At 38.3% G+C, this 15,587-nt stretch carries 19 protein-coding genes and 6 tRNA genes; 22 read left to right on the top strand and 3 right to left on the bottom strand.

Annotated elements, in window-relative coordinates:
• Positions 1–3 precede the first annotated feature (3 nt).
• The 22 genes from MOZ64_RS08055 to MOZ64_RS07955 all read left to right on the top strand — a co-directional run bounded on the left by MOZ64_RS08055 (position 4) and on the right by MOZ64_RS07955 (position 14,249).
• Positions 4–79, top strand: a tRNA-Val gene (locus MOZ64_RS08055).
• A gap of 10 nt (positions 80–89) precedes the next feature.
• A tRNA-Thr gene (locus tag MOZ64_RS08050) sits at positions 90–165 on the top strand.
• A 4-nt stretch (positions 166–169) separates the two neighbouring features.
• Positions 170–245 (top strand) — tRNA-Lys (locus tag MOZ64_RS08045).
• A 9-nt stretch (positions 246–254) separates the two neighbouring features.
• Positions 255–328, top strand: a tRNA-Gly gene (locus MOZ64_RS08040).
• Between the two features lie 8 nt (positions 329–336).
• Positions 337–412: transfer RNA gene (locus MOZ64_RS08035), tRNA-Thr, on the top strand.
• Positions 413–422: 10 nt separating this feature from the next.
• Positions 423–498 (top strand) — tRNA-Lys (locus tag MOZ64_RS08030).
• Positions 499–616: 118 nt separating this feature from the next.
• Positions 617–835 carry a translation initiation factor IF-1 gene (gene infA, locus MOZ64_RS08025; RefSeq protein ID WP_128519438.1) on the top strand — a complete coding sequence of 73 codons (219 nt, stop codon included), beginning with the start codon at positions 617–619 and terminating at the stop codon, positions 833–835.
• Positions 836–847: 12 nt separating this feature from the next.
• Positions 848–964 (top strand): 50S ribosomal protein L36, encoded by a 117-nt coding sequence (gene rpmJ / locus MOZ64_RS08020; protein WP_081637596.1) that lies wholly within the window; start codon positions 848–850, stop codon positions 962–964.
• 12 nt (positions 965–976) lie between these two features.
• On the top strand, positions 977–1,342 hold the full coding sequence (rpsM, locus tag MOZ64_RS08015) for a 30S ribosomal protein S13 (protein ID WP_320326054.1): 366 nt from the start codon (positions 977–979) through the stop codon (positions 1,340–1,342).
• 16 nt (positions 1,343–1,358) lie between these two features.
• Positions 1,359–1,748: a 30S ribosomal protein S11 gene (rpsK, locus tag MOZ64_RS08010; RefSeq protein ID WP_128519440.1), complete on the top strand. Its 390-nt coding sequence runs from the start codon at positions 1,359–1,361 to the stop codon at positions 1,746–1,748.
• Between the two features lie 15 nt (positions 1,749–1,763).
• Entirely contained in the window at positions 1,764–2,714 is a 951-nt protein-coding gene (locus MOZ64_RS08005; protein ID WP_320326053.1) for a DNA-directed RNA polymerase subunit alpha, read from the top strand.
• Between the two features lie 11 nt (positions 2,715–2,725).
• Positions 2,726–3,088, top strand: a complete 363-nt coding sequence (gene rplQ / locus MOZ64_RS08000; protein ID WP_320326052.1) for a 50S ribosomal protein L17 — start codon at positions 2,726–2,728, stop codon at positions 3,086–3,088.
• A gap of 36 nt (positions 3,089–3,124) precedes the next feature.
• Positions 3,125–4,858 (top strand): ABC-F family ATP-binding cassette domain-containing protein, encoded by a 1,734-nt coding sequence (locus MOZ64_RS07995; RefSeq protein WP_320326051.1) that lies wholly within the window; start codon positions 3,125–3,127, stop codon positions 4,856–4,858.
• On the top strand, positions 4,855–5,772 hold the full coding sequence (locus tag MOZ64_RS07990; RefSeq protein ID WP_320326050.1) for a DMT family transporter: 918 nt from the start codon (positions 4,855–4,857) through the stop codon (positions 5,770–5,772). Before MOZ64_RS07995 ends, MOZ64_RS07990 begins: the two co-directional genes overlap by 4 nt.
• A 1,489-nt stretch (positions 5,773–7,261) precedes the next feature.
• On the top strand, positions 7,262–8,161 hold the full coding sequence (gene cas1, locus MOZ64_RS07985; RefSeq protein ID WP_320326049.1) for a type II CRISPR-associated endonuclease Cas1: 900 nt from the start codon (positions 7,262–7,264) through the stop codon (positions 8,159–8,161).
• A 661-nt stretch (positions 8,162–8,822) separates the two neighbouring features.
• The gene (locus MOZ64_RS07980; RefSeq protein WP_167836292.1) at positions 8,823–8,984 is read left to right on the top strand and encodes a hypothetical protein; all 162 of its coding nucleotides are present in this window, start codon (positions 8,823–8,825) and stop codon (positions 8,982–8,984) included.
• A gap of 226 nt (positions 8,985–9,210) precedes the next feature.
• A complete protein-coding gene (locus MOZ64_RS07975) occupies positions 9,211–10,299 on the top strand; it encodes an acyltransferase family protein (protein ID WP_320326048.1) in 1,089 nt (362 codons plus the stop codon).
• Complete coding sequence (locus MOZ64_RS07970) at positions 10,289–10,720, top strand: helix-turn-helix domain-containing protein (protein WP_108774996.1); 432 nt, start codon at positions 10,289–10,291, stop codon at positions 10,718–10,720. The genes MOZ64_RS07975 and MOZ64_RS07970 overlap by 11 nt, the downstream gene beginning before the upstream one ends.
• A 70-nt stretch (positions 10,721–10,790) precedes the next feature.
• Positions 10,791–11,111: a DNA/RNA nuclease SfsA gene (locus MOZ64_RS11625; RefSeq protein ID WP_370659470.1), complete on the top strand. Its 321-nt coding sequence runs from the start codon at positions 10,791–10,793 to the stop codon at positions 11,109–11,111.
• 6 nt (positions 11,112–11,117) lie between these two features.
• Entirely contained in the window at positions 11,118–12,593 is a 1,476-nt protein-coding gene (locus MOZ64_RS07965; protein WP_320326047.1) for a DUF5677 domain-containing protein, read from the top strand.
• Positions 12,568–13,695 (top strand): hypothetical protein, encoded by a 1,128-nt coding sequence (locus MOZ64_RS07960; protein WP_320326046.1) that lies wholly within the window; start codon positions 12,568–12,570, stop codon positions 13,693–13,695. The genes MOZ64_RS07965 and MOZ64_RS07960 overlap by 26 nt, the downstream gene beginning before the upstream one ends.
• A gap of 134 nt (positions 13,696–13,829) precedes the next feature.
• The gene (locus MOZ64_RS07955) at positions 13,830–14,249 is read left to right on the top strand and encodes a hypothetical protein (RefSeq protein ID WP_320326045.1); all 420 of its coding nucleotides are present in this window, start codon (positions 13,830–13,832) and stop codon (positions 14,247–14,249) included.
• Positions 14,250–14,398: 149 nt separating this feature from the next.
• Here the strand turns inward: MOZ64_RS07955 and MOZ64_RS07950 are convergent, their stop codons facing one another.
• The 3 genes from MOZ64_RS07950 to MOZ64_RS07940 all read right to left on the bottom strand — a co-directional run bounded on the left by MOZ64_RS07950 (position 14,399) and on the right by MOZ64_RS07940 (position 15,390).
• Positions 14,399–14,587 carry a hypothetical protein gene (locus MOZ64_RS07950; RefSeq protein ID WP_320326044.1) on the bottom strand — a complete coding sequence of 63 codons (189 nt, stop codon included), beginning with the start codon at positions 14,585–14,587 and terminating at the stop codon, positions 14,399–14,401.
• Entirely contained in the window at positions 14,584–14,904 is a 321-nt protein-coding gene (locus MOZ64_RS07945; RefSeq protein WP_320326043.1) for a hypothetical protein, read from the bottom strand. Before MOZ64_RS07945 ends, MOZ64_RS07950 begins: the two co-directional genes overlap by 4 nt.
• Before the next feature lie 222 nt (positions 14,905–15,126).
• Complete coding sequence (locus MOZ64_RS07940; RefSeq protein ID WP_320326042.1) at positions 15,127–15,390, bottom strand: hypothetical protein; 264 nt, start codon at positions 15,388–15,390, stop codon at positions 15,127–15,129.
• Between the last annotated feature and the right edge of the window lie 197 nt (positions 15,391–15,587).

The raw sequence follows: 15,587 nt of genomic DNA, 5'->3' as shown, positions 1-15,587 counted from the left end.
TTTGGAGGTTTAGCTCAGTTGGGAGAGCATCTGCCTTACAAGCAGAGGGTCAGCGGTTCGAGCCCGTTAACCTCCACCATTTGATATTTGCCGACTTAGCTCAATTGGTAGAGCAACTGACTTGTAATCAGTAGGTTGAGGGTTCAATTCCTTTAGTCGGCACCATCGTGACCCGTTAGCTCAGCTGGTAGAGCATTTGACTTTTAATCAAAGGGTCAGGCGTTCGAATCGCCTACGGGTCACCATTTTTTTATGCAGGTGTAGTTCAATGGTAGAACTTCAGCCTTCCAAGCTGACTACGTGAGTTCGATTCTCATCACCTGCTCCATTTTTTTTGCCGACTTAGCTCAATTGGTAGAGCAACTGACTTGTAATCAGTAGGTTGAGGGTTCAATTCCTTTAGTCGGCACCACTTTTTTTTTGACCTGTTAGCTCAGCTGGTAGAGCATTTGACTTTTAATCAAAGGGTCAGGCGTTCGAATCGCCTACAGGTCACCAAGGGTTTGAAACAGGCTTGGCCTGTTTTTTTTTACTTGGCAAGGTGTTTAAAGTTTAGTATAATGGTAATTGGCTTTTTATGCCTATCATTTCATCAGAAAAGGAGGAGTCAAGGTTCATGGCTAAACAAGATGTGATCGAATTAGATGGTATCGTTGTAGATACTTTACCAAGTGCGGCTTTTAAAGTGAAATTGGAAAACGGACACGAAATCATGGCTCACGTTTCTGGTAAAATCCGTATGCACCACATTCGCATTTTACCAGGTGATCGTGTAACCGTAGAAATTTCACCCTATGATTTAACACGTGGGCGTATTACATTTAGAAGAAAGTAGGAGGTTATTTATATGAAAGTAAGACCATCCGTAAAACCAATGTGCGATAAATGTCGAGTCATTCGACGTAAGGGAAGAGTCATGGTAATCTGTGAGAACCCTAAGCACAAACAGAGACAAGGAAACTAACAGGAGGAAGAAATGGCACGTATTGCAGGTGTAGATATTCCAAACAATAAGCGCGTCGTTGTTTCATTGACCTATATTTATGGCATTGGAAACAGTACAGCGAAGAAAGTATTGGAAAACGCAAAAGTCAGTGAAGATATTCGTGTAAAAGATCTGAGCGATGAGCAGATGAATGCGATTCGTAAAGAAATCGACAACATTAAAGTCGAAGGAGATCTTCGACGCGAAGTTCAATTGAACATCAAACGATTGATGGAGATTGGTTGTTATCGTGGTATCCGACATAGAAAAGGATTGCCTGTACGAGGACAGAGAACAAAGACCAATGCGCGTACGCGTAAAGGAAAAGCCAAGACAGTGGCAAACAAGAAGAAATAGGGAGGTTGCGTAGAGTATGGCACAGAAGAAAACCAAAGCAAAACGTCGTGCAAAAAAGAATGTTGCGCGTGGAGTTGCACATATCCACTCAACTTTCAATAACACGATCGTAACGATCACAGATGAACAAGGAAATGCGGTATCATGGTCCAGTGCAGGAGCCTTAGGATTCAAAGGCAGCCGCAAGAGCACACCATATGCTGCTCAGTTGGCTGGTGAAGCCGCTGGTAAAGCAGCAGCTGATCATGGTATGAAGACGGTGAGTGTAGAGATCAAAGGACCAGGTCCAGGACGAGAAGCGGCTGTGCGAGCATTGCAAGTTGCTGGACTTGAGATCAAGATGATCAATGATGTTACACCAATTCCACACAATGGATGTCGTCCACCAAAACGACCTCGTGGATAGTAAAGGAGGACTAGAATGCAGGAATTTGAAAGAGCCATTTTTCATCTAGAGTCTTGTAATGATGAAAATACTTCTGGTTCCTATATTTTTGAACCATTAGAAAGAGGCTTTGGAACAACGATTGGCCACACGATTTGCAGTGCGATGATGTCGGATTTGCCTGGTTGTCGTGTGATTGGTTTCCAGGTGCAGGGAACCGATGCCAATGCTTTGACCATTGAAGGTGTATCGGAAGATACGACCATGGTGGGTTTGAATTTAAAATCTATCAAATTAACAAGTGAAGTTGACGGTCCCGTCACGTTGCATATTTCAAAACAAGGGCCTGCGCTGGTCCAAAGTGCAGATTTGATTTGTCCAGAAGGTGTATCCATTGTTGATCCGGAACAAATCATCTGTAATTTAGAAAAAGGTTCCCATTTGGAAATGGATATCTTAATTGCGAAGGGAACTGGATATAAAAGCGCACAAGAAATTCAATTCGATTATGAGTTGCCAGAAACGTATCATCCTTTGGATGTGAAGTTTACACCGATTGAAAAAGCTGATTATTTATCAGAACCAGCTCGTATTGGTTTTGATAAAAAGTATGATAAAGTTCATATTTCCGTAACGACCGATGGATCGATCACACCATTGGATGCGATCAGTGAAGCAGCTGGAATTGTGATTGATTATTTGGATGCAATCCTTCCTGTGGCTGATCTAGAATTGGAAGAGAGCTTCTTAGTACAAGAACCAGTCGAAGAAGAAACAACGAAAGTCAATACGATGATGATCGAGGACTTAGATTTATCGGTTCGCTCCTATAACTGTTTGAAACGAGCTGGCATTCAGACAGTAGATGAATTGACACAAAAAACAGAAGATGAAATGATGCATGTCAAGAATTTAGGTAAAAAGTCATTAAAAGAAGTAAAGGACAAAATGTACCAGCTTGGTTTGTTCTTTAAATCGTATGAATAAGGAGGATCACGATGCAGAATCGTAAATTGGGTCGTACTGCGGATCATCGTAAGGCTTTGTTGCGCAACATGGCTACTTCTTTGATCGAAGCAGAACAATTAGAAACGACAGAAATGAAAGCGAAAGAATTATCTGCTGTCATGGATCACTTGATCACATTAGCGAAACAAAATGATTTGGCTGCTCGTCGTAGAGCCGCAGCTTATGTTCGCGATGTCGAAGTGGATGACAATGGAACAACCGCTTTACAAAAATTGTTTAACGAAATTGGACCTGCGTATGCAGATCGTAATGGTGGATACACACGCGTTGTCAAAACGAGAATTCGTCGTGGCGATGCAGCGCCAATGGCCATCGTTGAATTGGTGAAGTAGATCTTTCTACTTCACTTTTTTTAAGTGGAGGTATTTATGGTATGGATCAGTGTTCATGGTCTGAAAAAGACCATTAATGATCGCACCTTGTTTACGGATGTCGATCTAACTTTAGAAAATCAGGATAAAGTGGCGTTGGTTGGTACCAATGGTACAGGAAAGAGCACATTATTAAAGATCTTAGCTACGCAATCGGGTCAAGATCGGGGCGAGATTCTTTGTAAGAAGGGACTTAAAATTGCGTATTTGCCGCAAAATCCTGTCTTTCAACAAGAGTCCATTTGGGATGAAATTCATCAATATCGCAAAGACAAAGAGGATTTTGAAGTGAAATCCATTTTAACCAAATTGGGTTTCAGTGATTTTTCTTTAAAGATCGAAACTTTATCGGGTGGACAAAAAAAGCGATTGGCGTTGGCCATTGTTTTGTTGCAACCTTGTGATGTCTTATTGTTGGATGAACCAACCAATCATTTGGATGAAGATATGGTGGAATGGTTAGAGAACTATCTGCAACATTTGCGTTGTGCATTGTTTATGGTCACGCATGATCGTTATTTTTTAGAGTCTGTATGCACCAAGATTGTGGAAATCGATCAAGGACGTTTCTATACATATTCGGGCAATTATGAAGCCTTTTTAGAGGCGAAAGCCCAACGAAAAGAACGAGAGCAAGCACAGGCACATAAAGCTTATCAATTGTATAAAAAAGAATTGGCGTGGGTGCGTGCAGGTGTACAAGCACGATCCACCAAGCAACAAGCACGGTTGCATCGTTTTGAGGATTTGCGAAAAGAACGGTTTATGATCAATGAAAAAAACTTGCAACTGACATCGGTCTCTTCTCGTTTGGGTAAAGAAACTATTGAATGGGAGCATATGGGCTTTCAATATGGTCAACACGAGTTATTTCATGATTTTTCGTATCGCTTAAAGCGAAATGATCGCATTGGTATCATTGGTCCCAATGGATGTGGAAAGAGCACTTTTTTAAATATTCTTGATCAAGATTTACAACCCACGCAAGGGTCGATTTCATATGGGCAGACCGTACGTATTGGTTATTTTCGTCAAGGGGATGATCAAGTGGATCTTTCTATGCGTGCCATTGATTATATTGAAGAAGTAGCCCATGTGATCTCTTATGGAAAAGAATCATTAACGGCTTCACAGATGATGGAACGGTTTCTTTTTGACAAGAAGATGCACTATATGCCATTGGCACGATTATCCGGTGGTGAAAGAAGACGATTGTATTTGTGTCGGGTATTGATGCAGGCACCTAATATTTTATTGTTGGATGAACCAACCAATGATCTAGATATCATGACATTGGAAGTATTGGAAGATTATTTGGATGCCTTTAGTGGCGCCATCATTACGGTGAGTCATGATCGTTATTTTTTAGATCGTGTTTGTGATTCAGTCTTTGTTTATCAAAAAGATCATACATGGAAGATGTATTTGGGTGGTTATTCGGATTATAAAGCAAAGCTCCAACCCATCAAAAAAGAAACAATAAAAAGAGGAACAATACCAAAGCGCAAGACGATGCCGTATGCCGAGAAAAAGGAATTGGAACAATTGCCGGCTTTGATGGAAACCTATGAAAATAAAATCAAGGAATTGGATCAATGGATGCAAGAAGCAGGAACGGATTATTTAAAGTTGCAACCTTTATCAAAACAACGAGATGAACTGGATAAGAAGCTAGAAGCCGCAACCGAACGTTGGATGGAATTGGAAGAAAAGAAAGAGGCCATGAAATGACGATTTGGAAGAAGTCTTGGTTTGTGACTTTGATTGCCATTTTTTGTTGTTCTTTGTGGGGATCAGCCGGTCCATTCATTAAAAAGGGATATGCTTTATTTGCGATGGATCCACAAGATACCGCTTCTATTTTGGTTTTTGCAGGATCACGATTTGCATTAGCCGGCATCTTGGTCTTATTGGTGGATCGACTTTTACATCCCCATAAAAAATGGCGGGTACATATTCCTTCCATATTGTGGTTGGCCATTTTTCAGACAGGTGCTCAATATATTTTTTACTATCTGGGATTGGCACATACCAGTGGTGTACGAGCCGCAATCGTGAATGGAACCGGTGCTTTATTCTCTTTATTATTTGCGTGTTATGTGTTTCGAACGGAAAAGATGACAAGCAATAAATTGATTGGTGTCATATGTGGCTTTTTTGGGATCCTGGTCATGAATCACTTCTCCTTCGGATTGGAACTCGGAACGATCTTGGTCTTATTGTCTCAGGTCAGTGCCGCCATTTCCTCTTGTTTGATCAATCGCTTTACCCAAAAAGAAGATCCTGTGCAATTGAGTGGTTCACAATTTTTAGTGGGTGGTTTATTGCTTATAGGCATGGGATTGTTACAAGGTGGTCATTTTCCCCATGGCCCAATAAGTGGCTGGCTTGTGCTGCTTTATTTGGCATGTTTATCGGCTCTTGCCTATACATTATGGAGCCTTTTATTGCAGTCAAATCCCGTCAGCACGATCAGTATTTTTAACAGTTTGATTCCTGTTTTAGGCGTATTTATTTCTGCCTTCTTATTACATGAATATGCTCAGGCCTTTGCATGGACCACATGGGTCGCTTTATTATTTGTCAGTGGCGGTATTCTTTTTGTGACAACAGGAAAAGATAAGAAAGTTAGGAAGTCTGTATGATGATTTTCTAACTTTTTTTATGACATTGAATATAACAAACTCTTGTTTCATGCTATTTATAAGAAAAGTAGCAAATAGATATAGACTCAGTGGATATAAAAATGAAGGACATGCTGAGTGTTTTCAGAGGGTACAATACTTTTAAGGCCTCTGAAATACGTTTATTTGAAAGTGGAAGAGAAGGTGCTCATGCCTCAGTACAGGAGAACGGATCATAAACTTTTCGTTATTTGGTTAAAAGGTTTACAGAAACACCCAATAGGAATGATTTTATTTAAATTCAATGGCAACGATAATAATCGTACTTTCTAAATATCTAACACGTTGTGCAGAAAGGAAACTTCATGTATATAGAAGTAGAAAAGGCCCATCAATATTTTTTATTTGGAATTTTGGTCATAGCGATTTTATTATGTTGAAAATTGATAAGCACGCAAACATTACCGGAAATCTGTAGGAAATTCTAGGGAAGCTTTTCGGCTTGTCCTCCTTATTGTCGTAATTTTGGCAACCCCGGATGGGAAAAGTTTTGTACATGATTTTTTCATTGGTTTGTCCATTATAACTATTGCGATTGCCCAGTTGGTACTTAGTGGAATCCGAGCTGATCCTGGGTATTTTTCTTATACTGTACAGCTTGTATCCACAATTATTACTTATGTGCTGACTGGTATTTTTGAGGAAATCTTGTTTTGAGATGTGGTGCTGAACGCTTTTCAGAATGCTTTTGAAAAAAGAGTGCCAAGACCATCTGGGTAGTGCTCACTCTATCGGCACTAGCATTTGGGATGCATCGTATAAATCGGGACTCAGGACAAAATGGTGTGGGAACATGAATGCAGAACCTCTATCCTAAGCATTTTGCCGTCCCTTGTTACTTTAGTCGGGCTTACCCTGTTTCTCTTAAGGAAATCTAAGAAGGGAGAAATGGTTGATGAAAATTGGGATGATTCCGTTTGCATGTAATGGTAAATGAGCATTCAAACAAATTTTCATCGTGATGAAAAACGCAGAATCAAATCAAACGTCTGCATCTACGAATAAACAGAAACAGTTGCATGGAAAGATGATATGTACTGCAGAACATTACTTTATTTTCAAAGAAACATCTTTGTAACAGTCATAATAAATGAAAAAAGAACTGCAACTTTCTGACTACGTATTGGTCAAAATGTTTCCGATTTTATATTATCTGTTCATAAAGGAGAGGGCGTATCTCAGAAAAAGATAACATCTCTACCTATTCCACCTGATGATTGTTTATGCAATCGAGTTAATGATATCAGCCAGAATATGATTCCATTATCAAAGACATGGATAGAAACACGATTCAATGTGGACTATGCCGTCTCTTTTATAGCGTCAGACTAAATAAAATATGTGTTAAAATAGGCGTTTACCATTGAATAAATAGATCTCTTGTTTCATGATATAAATAAAAAAGGTAGCAAACTTATATGTAGGTTATAGGATACATATATAATTTTTTATGCACCAGCGAATACTTGAAATAACGAATCCTTGTGAACTACATATCCAGAATTACCAATTAAAAATTATACAAGAAGATCAAATTTTCTTTGTTCCGATTCATGAACTGTCCATAATAATTGCGCAGGGACAGAATATCCGATTATCAACCAATGACCTTTCCATATTGGCAGAGAATCATGTTCTCTTCTTAACGTTAAATCAAAAATATTTACCAAGTACGATGACCCTTTCTTTTATCAACAATTCAAGACAATCCATAACAATGGAAAAACAGTTGCTACTATCAAAAAGGAAACGAAATATCCTTTGGAATCAGATTATTTCCTGCAAAATATACAATCAAGCCAGTGTTTTGCGATTATTAGAGAAAACAGGTGTCCAGGAGATTGTTTCCTATTCAAAACAAATTCATTATGGAGATAGAGAAAATGTAGAAGCTTTGGCAGCTCATAAGTATTTTCAATATTATTATCCTGGATTGAATAGAAGATGTGAAAGCGCAGTGAATAGTCGATTGAATTATGGCTATTCTATAGTTCGAGGTTGTGTGGCAAAATCTCTGGCTGCTCATGGCTTTTTACTATCAAAAGGAATTCATCACGAAAGTTCATTGAATGCACTTAATCATGTAGATGATATGATTGAACCGTTTCGAGCTTTTGTTGATTTAAATAGCACACGCATTCAATCCAATCAGATACGATTAACGAGAGAAGAAAGAAAAATATTGATGGAAACTTTATATATGGAATGTAAAATCGATAATAAATATACAACAGTTCAAAATGCAATAGAAATTATGGTTTTCAGGGGTCCTGAAATAAGCCCCTCTGAAAACGGTACGAATTCAAACTTTGTGAAGTATATTATTGATGAGGCAGGTGTTAAATTATGAGGATTGATCGCAATTATATGAAATTTGTTGGTCACGATGAATTTTATACTCATGAAATTGGAGAAATGTATATTCCTACAAAGGATTGTCCGAACGACTTAAAGAATGCTATGGACAAATATAACTATTATACATTCCCGGAACAGTACAAAAAAAGCAAAGCAAGGAAGCACGATTGATATCGTGCTTTTTTAGTACAAGAAAGGAATTGAACATGATACATATCACGATCAAATATGATAATACTTTTGGTTTTCAGGGGTCCTGAAATAAGCCCCTCTGAAAACTGATCATAGTGGGCAGTTTGCTTGGACACCGTTCGACTGCAGAGAAAGTTTTTCCTGTGTTTTGTGCACACATAAGAATGATGCGAGAGACGGAGTGAATGAATTTATTGAGGTGCTAAAGGGTTTGTATCTGGAGGCAGTGGCGTTCCCTTTGTGATAGAATAAGCCTGTAATCTGGTCGATAATTTTAGTTGGAATCAAAATAACGGACAATTTCAGACGGAGCCCCGACATTCATATCGGTGTCTCCAGGCACATCGAGACCGTCTGTCTACTAACACATTCTTGAAGAAAAAGGGCTGAAAAAGCCTGATTTACTGGGGTTTCCGTCACCGGGAGCAGAACGTGCTCGGTGTGATGGAAGCCCTCTTTTTATGTCTGAGGGAACTGGTCAGGAGCAGTGGCGTGGCTACGATTTTACTATTTCAGAAAACGAGTCAACGATTTTACTATTTGGGGTTGGTCGAGACTATGAGTTTATTGATGAAGAGAAAGAAAGCGGCGGCAGCGGAGTGATGCGTTCAATGCCATGTTGAACGGCATCAAGAATATCTGCGGAAATATATTGACGGATATCAAGTGAAGCTGGTCAGGGATACAAGCTAAGGGAGGTTGTGGGAGGTGAGCTTTGTGCTGAAGAAATTTTAGATTTCGCAACCAGTTTTAACATTTCAGAGATATATATGTTCGGTTTGGTTGATAGACATGGGTATGCCTTGCAATTAAAATAATGTTAAAATAAATTGCAAAGGTGAGAAATACATGAGAAAATACTACTTAGACAATATCAGATGGGTAACTGTAGTTTTGGTTGTCATTTATCATGTGATTTACATGTATAATGGCGAAGGCATTCTCGGAGGAGTTGGAAAGATTACTTCTCTTGATATGCAGTATTATGACATTTTCCTATATGCGGTCTATCCATGGTTTATGCTTCTGTTATTCCTTGTATCGGGAATATGCTCCAGATATTATCTGGACAGTCACACCGCAAAGGAATTTGCGAAAAACAGGACAAGGAAGCTGCTTATTCCCTCTACCGTAGGACTATTTGCGTTTCAGTTCATCCAGGGATATGTCAGCATGTCAATAAGCGACGCTTTTGATTCCATGCACGAAGTACCTGCCGTAATCAAGTATTTCATTATGGTGTTAAGCGGAACGGGAGTTCTGTGGTACATACAGCTGCTTTGGCTATTTTCGATGGTTCTTCTTCTCGTCAGAAAAATAGATAAGGACAGGCTGTGGAAATTGGGTGGAAAGGCTAACCTCATAGCGATATTTTTGATGGCTCTTGTAATATGGGGAGTAGCGCAGATTCTTAACACGCCGGTTGTTGTGGTTTATCGGTTTGGATATTACGGAGCTGCTTTCTTGCTTGGCTACTTTGTGTTTTCACATGATGAGGTAATTGCGACACTGAAAAAATATTTTGTATTGCTGCTTGTTCTTGGTGTAGGTGTTGGAACAGCCTTCTGCATCATGTACTTTGGTGACAACTATGCGGAAGCCCCTATCAACAGATCGATCCTGTTTACAGTTTTCGGATGGTTGGCAAGCATGGCGATTCTTAGCGGTGCAGCAAAGTGTGCTGATAAGCAAAACGCTTTTACGATATGGATGAGTAAAAACAATTTTGGGTTATATGTATTTCATTACCTTGGGATATCAACAACAGCCCTGCTTCTTGGAAAACCAGGTAATCTTCCGACAACTATGATTTATATTATCAGCTTGATTGCAGGCTTTGTGGTGGCATATGCCTTGAATGCCGTAATCTCCAGAATACCATTCTTCAGATGGGCGGTGCTCGGAATAAAGAAAGAGAGAAAAAACGATGTTTCATGACAATCTGATAACACTTAGAAAAATGAAAAACATGACGCAGGAAGATATAGCTGATATAGTTGGCGTTTCCCGGCAGTCTGTAGCAAAGTGGGAAACCGGAGAAACTGTTCCTGATTTGGACAAGTGTAAAAAACTTGCGGAAATATTTGAAGTGTCGCTTGATGATCTGGCCAATTATAAATCGGAGGATAGCATGGGTATGCCGCTTCCACCAAAAGGGAAACATCTCTTCGGAATGGTAACTGTAGGTGATAAAGGGCAGATTGTGATTCCTGCTAAAGCAAGAAAGATATTTGAGATTTCACCTGGAGATCAGTTGGTGGTACTTGGCGATGAAAGACAAGGACTTGCTATCATGAAATCAGAAAGCATCTTAGCCTTTGCCAATGCAGTCAGGAACGGAACGGTAGTACAGGAATAGATAACGAGGCAATGGATATGTTCCTGACCGCGTTTATGTGAACAGGCGCAGGGAATGATTATCTATTTCGTTGACTCGTGCCAAGCCGTTTTCATCAACTGACAGGATGGTAAAGCACCTTAACGATCTTGCTGGATCACTTAAGGATCATGAGAAGGCTGTTTTTCTGCAGGTTTTCCAGTATCGTATAACAGAAAAGAAGGAATGTCTGAGGTCAACGCACTATGAGGAGGTGTCACAAACCTTCAGGAATGCTGCGAAGGCAGGCGTTGAATTCTGGGAGATTCAGCTGGATTTCAGACCGGAAGGGGTAGCGCTTTTCTTTGAGGTGCTTCCGCTAATTTTTAGGACAACCGATGTAAAAATCGGTAGCAGTCAAGATGAAAGGTAAAAGGCAATGAGACATAGCAAATTATCTGAGCATACCTTTAAAAAGGGAAAATTTATAGCTCCAATAAATACATTGCCATTGATGCATGAACTTGAAGACGAGAAGTCATGGACCTATGGTCGTATGCCAGAGTATCTTTGGATTGGCTTAATTTTGAAATATTACGGACGAGATGAAGGACTGAAAAAGTCTTATGGAATTATTTCTACATTACATAAATTGGCTCCCAATCTATATACCGCACGATTGTCTCAGATACTAAAACTTAACATAGATATTCAAAAGAGATTTTTTGATTACATCATTGACATCGGGGCTAAAGAAGCACTTGTACCATTAACTATTTTCCTTACGGCAAGCAAGGCACCTATTTTTGCTGAGTGTTTTTACTGTTCCGATCAGAGCGTTGAGGATAGGTGCGAATCGCTAATTCAAACAATGCGTGACATAATGGATCATCAATCCGATGAATCAACTGATATTAGGTTTGTGGCCCTCTATTTCAATTTGCTTTCGGGAAAAGTGCATCTTCTAAAAGAGCAGGTGGATTTGTTGGCTGTTTATCCAACATCTCAACACACTGATGAAATAATGCGAATGGCTCGTCCCTCGGTACGTTCTCTTGAGATGATGATTTTGACTTTTGAGAAAGTTGACTCTATATATTTAAAGGAATTTTGGAGGTGTGTAAGCGAAATGACAGATTGCAGTGTATTTGCTATTGAATTTCCAGAGGAAAAAAGAAATATTACTGCATATATGGAAAAACTGTATGAAGTTTTTGCGTATCTTTCAGAATTATTTATAACAACTAATCCGCTTGACGAAAAAATGAGTGTTTTACTTGGCATTGCTACATATTCGTATAAGCGGCTAAAAGAGATTTATGAGCATCAATTGTTTAATTCTATCTCGGGTAGAAGTTGTGTACGTGTCCTGATAGAAGACTATATTATGATGAAATATCTCGTTAAAAACGAAACGTCTCACGATAATATATGGCGTGATTACCAGCTGTACGGCATTGGCTTGTATAAGTTGGTTTTAGCAAGGCATAGAGAAAGTGGCGTTTCAGACGAATCGCACTTTGATGAAAAATTTGTCGAAGCGTTAGTTAATGAATTCAAAGATGAAGAATTCATTGATATGGACACCAAATACTTCGATAAGCAAAACATAAGGATCAAGGCAGAAAGTGTTGATGAAAAAAATCTTTATGGCCTATATTATGACTACGATTCTTCTTTTGAACATGGATTGTGGGGAGCCATTCGTGAATCTTCCCTGTTGAAATGTAACAATCCGGCGCACAAATATCATTGTGTCCCGGATATTGATGATCAAACAAGGTTGAAAACAGTTTTACCAGATTGTGTTATGGTTATGAACAAAACCATATCTTTTTTGAACGAGCTTTATGGTATCCCAGAACAGTTGTTAAATGAGGTAGTAAATTTTGAAATCAAACCTATTATTGAATAAAATTCAATTGATCCAATCTGAATATAAGACACTACTCGCAGCTTTGTTGCCGAAATTAAAAAGCCACCATGCTCCGGAAGCGTTAGATGAAATCAATCTGTTTTGGCTTCGTCATATTGAGGAAGTACAACTATATCTAAAGTCTTGGTTTCCGGGTAAAAACAGTTATGTATTTACGGCCGCAACCTATATGGATTTTGATGATAATGAGCATTTACCCTTTTTGATAATTGGAGAAAAGCATGTTCTTGATGATCCATTGATCAGATATTCAACAATGCAAACCAAAATGCCAGAAGGAAAAGATGCAGAATTTCTGTATAAGCAAATTGGAGTGACGGCGGAAGATAATCTGAAGCTGTTAGAAAATATTCGTGAAGAAATTCTCATATTGCCATTGAGGCTTCTTAACCAGTCAAATGACCATAATTCACTCTATAAGGCTGGTGAACAAGCATTCATAAGTCTTTTTAATGGAATCAATAGTCTAAATGACTATTTTGTAAAGTGTAACAGTATCGAAGATATTGTTCGCTTTGCTCGTGAAGACATTGGAAGATTGATAATGTTTTCCGAAGATGATGATTCCACACTTCCGTTGGAAGAGCGATTTAGAATAGCATCATCACAGACACAATACATGATTGATGCGAATAAATCAGACTCGTATAATTTCTTTATACTTGTATTTGGATGTATACAACAAGCGATAGATGTTATTGTGTCATGCGTAGAATATGGGTGTATTCCATATATTAGATATCCTGTTTCGCTTCATTATATTTCTTTGTTGTCGGAAAGTATGTCAGATATAGAGCAAATAACATTACTTCGATTCAAAATGAGTGTGGCTTTTGCTGTTCATCATCTTTGTGATAAGGATAGGCTTGGAGAGGTTTGCTTAGAAGAGTTTTTAAAAAAGAACCGGATGTATAACTTTAATGAAAAGCTGATCAGCACTCTAACCGTACATAATATTAATGAGAGCAATTTCTTAGGACATTCAATTGGCCAATTGGTAATTGATGAGTTGGAAAAATTCTATGACTTTCTGAGTAAAGAAGATAGTGTTGTTTTGGCAGAAAATCAGCCGAGCAATTAAAAACTGCCCGGCTGATCGTGTACCCTATATTTTGTTATTTTTCCATAACCTCTAACATCATCCTGGCACCCAGCTTAAAGCTAATATCCAGCTATTTTTCTGTATCAATTGATGATTTGTTATCTGGAGAACAATTGATTTTCATAGCAGAAAAAGAGAACAAATCAAATCTCAATCGTGTATGTGATTTGTTATTGGGGTTTGTTGACTTGTTTTCGCTGATGCTGATATTTCTTCCGATGTATCCCAAACCGGTCAATGGACATATTTATTCGGTAAATCTCTTTGGGTATGTAGATGGCAATGCTTTCATAATCAGAATCATTTGGGCATTGTTTATCGGCTTGACGATTACCGGAATTGTGAAAATACTAATGGTCTATTTCAAATTTGAAAAGGACAAAAAAGCGGTTACATTCATCTCTGTAGGACTCAGTATAATTGCTGTTTTGTTTTTGACGATGACGAGAGAGCCGTATGCGATAACAGTAACGTTCCTGTTATTGCTTATCAAAGGCGTTTTGCTATATAAGCAAGCTAAGGCAGGTCGATAGGATATTGTGCCCCACACAAATTCCAGTTCAATGTGTTTTGCAATGTCGCTAATATAATTGAGAGTAATGGAGCAACATCATATTGCCGCTTTCAGGGGGTCTGAAATAAGCCCCTCTGAAAACTTTACGAACTTGGGTATTTTCTTACTTTATTTTCCAATCCAATCAACCATATGATGCTTTTTCAGCCAATCAAATTCATCAAGATCTAATTTTTTCCAGGGGCTAGGATTTGCATCAGTAGACATAGGACAATGCTTATGCAAATACTCTCTTGCTTCTTTTTCATTTGATGGATCGAACCCTAATTTTTTTGTAATGCTTTCTAATGTAATCATTTTAACACCTCAAAATCAATGCCTTTTTTCTTTAACATATATAGCTTCTCATTAATAAGAATTGTCATATCTTTTCCGCTTGCATCATAAAGATATTTTTCTAAATTTGCAAATAAAAAATCGCAATCATCGGACACTCTAGAATTAAAATCAGGAGATACTGTATATTTAAAAATTCTACCATTATGACATATTATAAGTCCGTATTTATACTTTCTGGCGGACTTAATATCCGCCATACTAGGCACCGAGCTAGATGCATGATTGTGAAGAGCTATTACAGATCTTTGGGGTGCGTTAAGTACCATTTTTTTCATGTCTTCACTAGGCTTTCAGAGGGTCTGAAATAAGCCCCTCTGAAAACTGATATATCCTTTTTTAAGTAGCATCTCCAAAATTGCATTTCTTCGATTTAAGTTTGCCCTTAGTGCTTCTGGACTTAATCTATCAACGTCAATCTCTGAATAATCCATGGATTTCTCTAAGATATTGAGTACTCTATAGATCAGTTTGATGCTCTCAGACATAGTTAATCACCCTTAGGACCACATGGCTATATATTCTTCTTTAAAGCCACCATTAACATAGTCTTTTGTTTCAATAGCTCGTTCTAAACAAAGAACCGAATAAAAGAAATATCTAGTATAGCCATCATACACAGTATCCCGTTTAGCTAATTTTTTAGATATTACCTCTTTTTTATCTATGTCATAAACAACATGGCCGCGATCACCAGCATCTTCTGGAAAGTAATCATATTCAACAATATTATCCTTTCTTTTTAGATTTCTTAAGACTACCATAAAAGTCCTCCGATTCTTTAGAATAATTATACAACTTTTTTGTTTTCAGGGGATCTGAAATAAGCTTCTCTGGTAAGCGTCAGATAAAACAGTGGATTCCAATTCATCAATAAATCTCCGATAATTTTAGTGAATTCAATTAGAGTTTTTGGAGCTGCTCCAAGAACTTTAAAAAATTCTAGATTGGAGTCTAAATT

This window comes from Absicoccus intestinalis (genome assembly GCF_033971885.1).
GTDB lineage: Bacteria > Bacillota_I > Bacilli_A > Erysipelotrichales > Erysipelotrichaceae > Absicoccus > Absicoccus intestinalis.
The sequence above is the reverse complement of the archived record's forward strand: the minus strand, read 5'-3'. Positions and strand labels throughout refer to the sequence as shown.

Coding starts and splice junctions, on each gene's coding strand:
- infA (WP_128519438.1), top strand. CDS start 617: ATGGCTAAACAAGATGTGATCGAATTAGATGGTATCGTTGTAGATACT.
- MOZ64_RS07975 (WP_320326048.1), top strand. CDS start 9,211: ATGAGAAAATACTACTTAGACAATATCAGATGGGTAACTGTAGTTTTG.
- MOZ64_RS08005 (WP_320326053.1), top strand. CDS start 1,764: ATGCAGGAATTTGAAAGAGCCATTTTTCATCTAGAGTCTTGTAATGAT.
- MOZ64_RS07940 (WP_320326042.1), bottom strand. CDS start 15,390: ATGGTAGTCTTAAGAAATCTAAAAAGAAAGGATAATATTGTTGAATAT.
- MOZ64_RS07965 (WP_320326047.1), top strand. CDS start 11,118: ATGAGACATAGCAAATTATCTGAGCATACCTTTAAAAAGGGAAAATTT.
- MOZ64_RS07990 (WP_320326050.1), top strand. CDS start 4,855: ATGACGATTTGGAAGAAGTCTTGGTTTGTGACTTTGATTGCCATTTTT.
- MOZ64_RS07950 (WP_320326044.1), bottom strand. CDS start 14,587: ATGATTACATTAGAAAGCATTACAAAAAAATTAGGGTTCGATCCATCA.
- MOZ64_RS07980 (WP_167836292.1), top strand. CDS start 8,823: ATGTCTGAGGGAACTGGTCAGGAGCAGTGGCGTGGCTACGATTTTACT.
- rpsM (WP_320326054.1), top strand. CDS start 977: ATGGCACGTATTGCAGGTGTAGATATTCCAAACAATAAGCGCGTCGTT.
- MOZ64_RS07970 (WP_108774996.1), top strand. CDS start 10,289: ATGTTTCATGACAATCTGATAACACTTAGAAAAATGAAAAACATGACG.
- rpmJ (WP_081637596.1), top strand. CDS start 848: ATGAAAGTAAGACCATCCGTAAAACCAATGTGCGATAAATGTCGAGTC.
- MOZ64_RS07995 (WP_320326051.1), top strand. CDS start 3,125: ATGGTATGGATCAGTGTTCATGGTCTGAAAAAGACCATTAATGATCGC.
- cas1 (WP_320326049.1), top strand. CDS start 7,262: ATGCACCAGCGAATACTTGAAATAACGAATCCTTGTGAACTACATATC.
- rplQ (WP_320326052.1), top strand. CDS start 2,726: ATGCAGAATCGTAAATTGGGTCGTACTGCGGATCATCGTAAGGCTTTG.
- rpsK (WP_128519440.1), top strand. CDS start 1,359: ATGGCACAGAAGAAAACCAAAGCAAAACGTCGTGCAAAAAAGAATGTT.
- MOZ64_RS07945 (WP_320326043.1), bottom strand. CDS start 14,904: ATGAAAAAAATGGTACTTAACGCACCCCAAAGATCTGTAATAGCTCTT.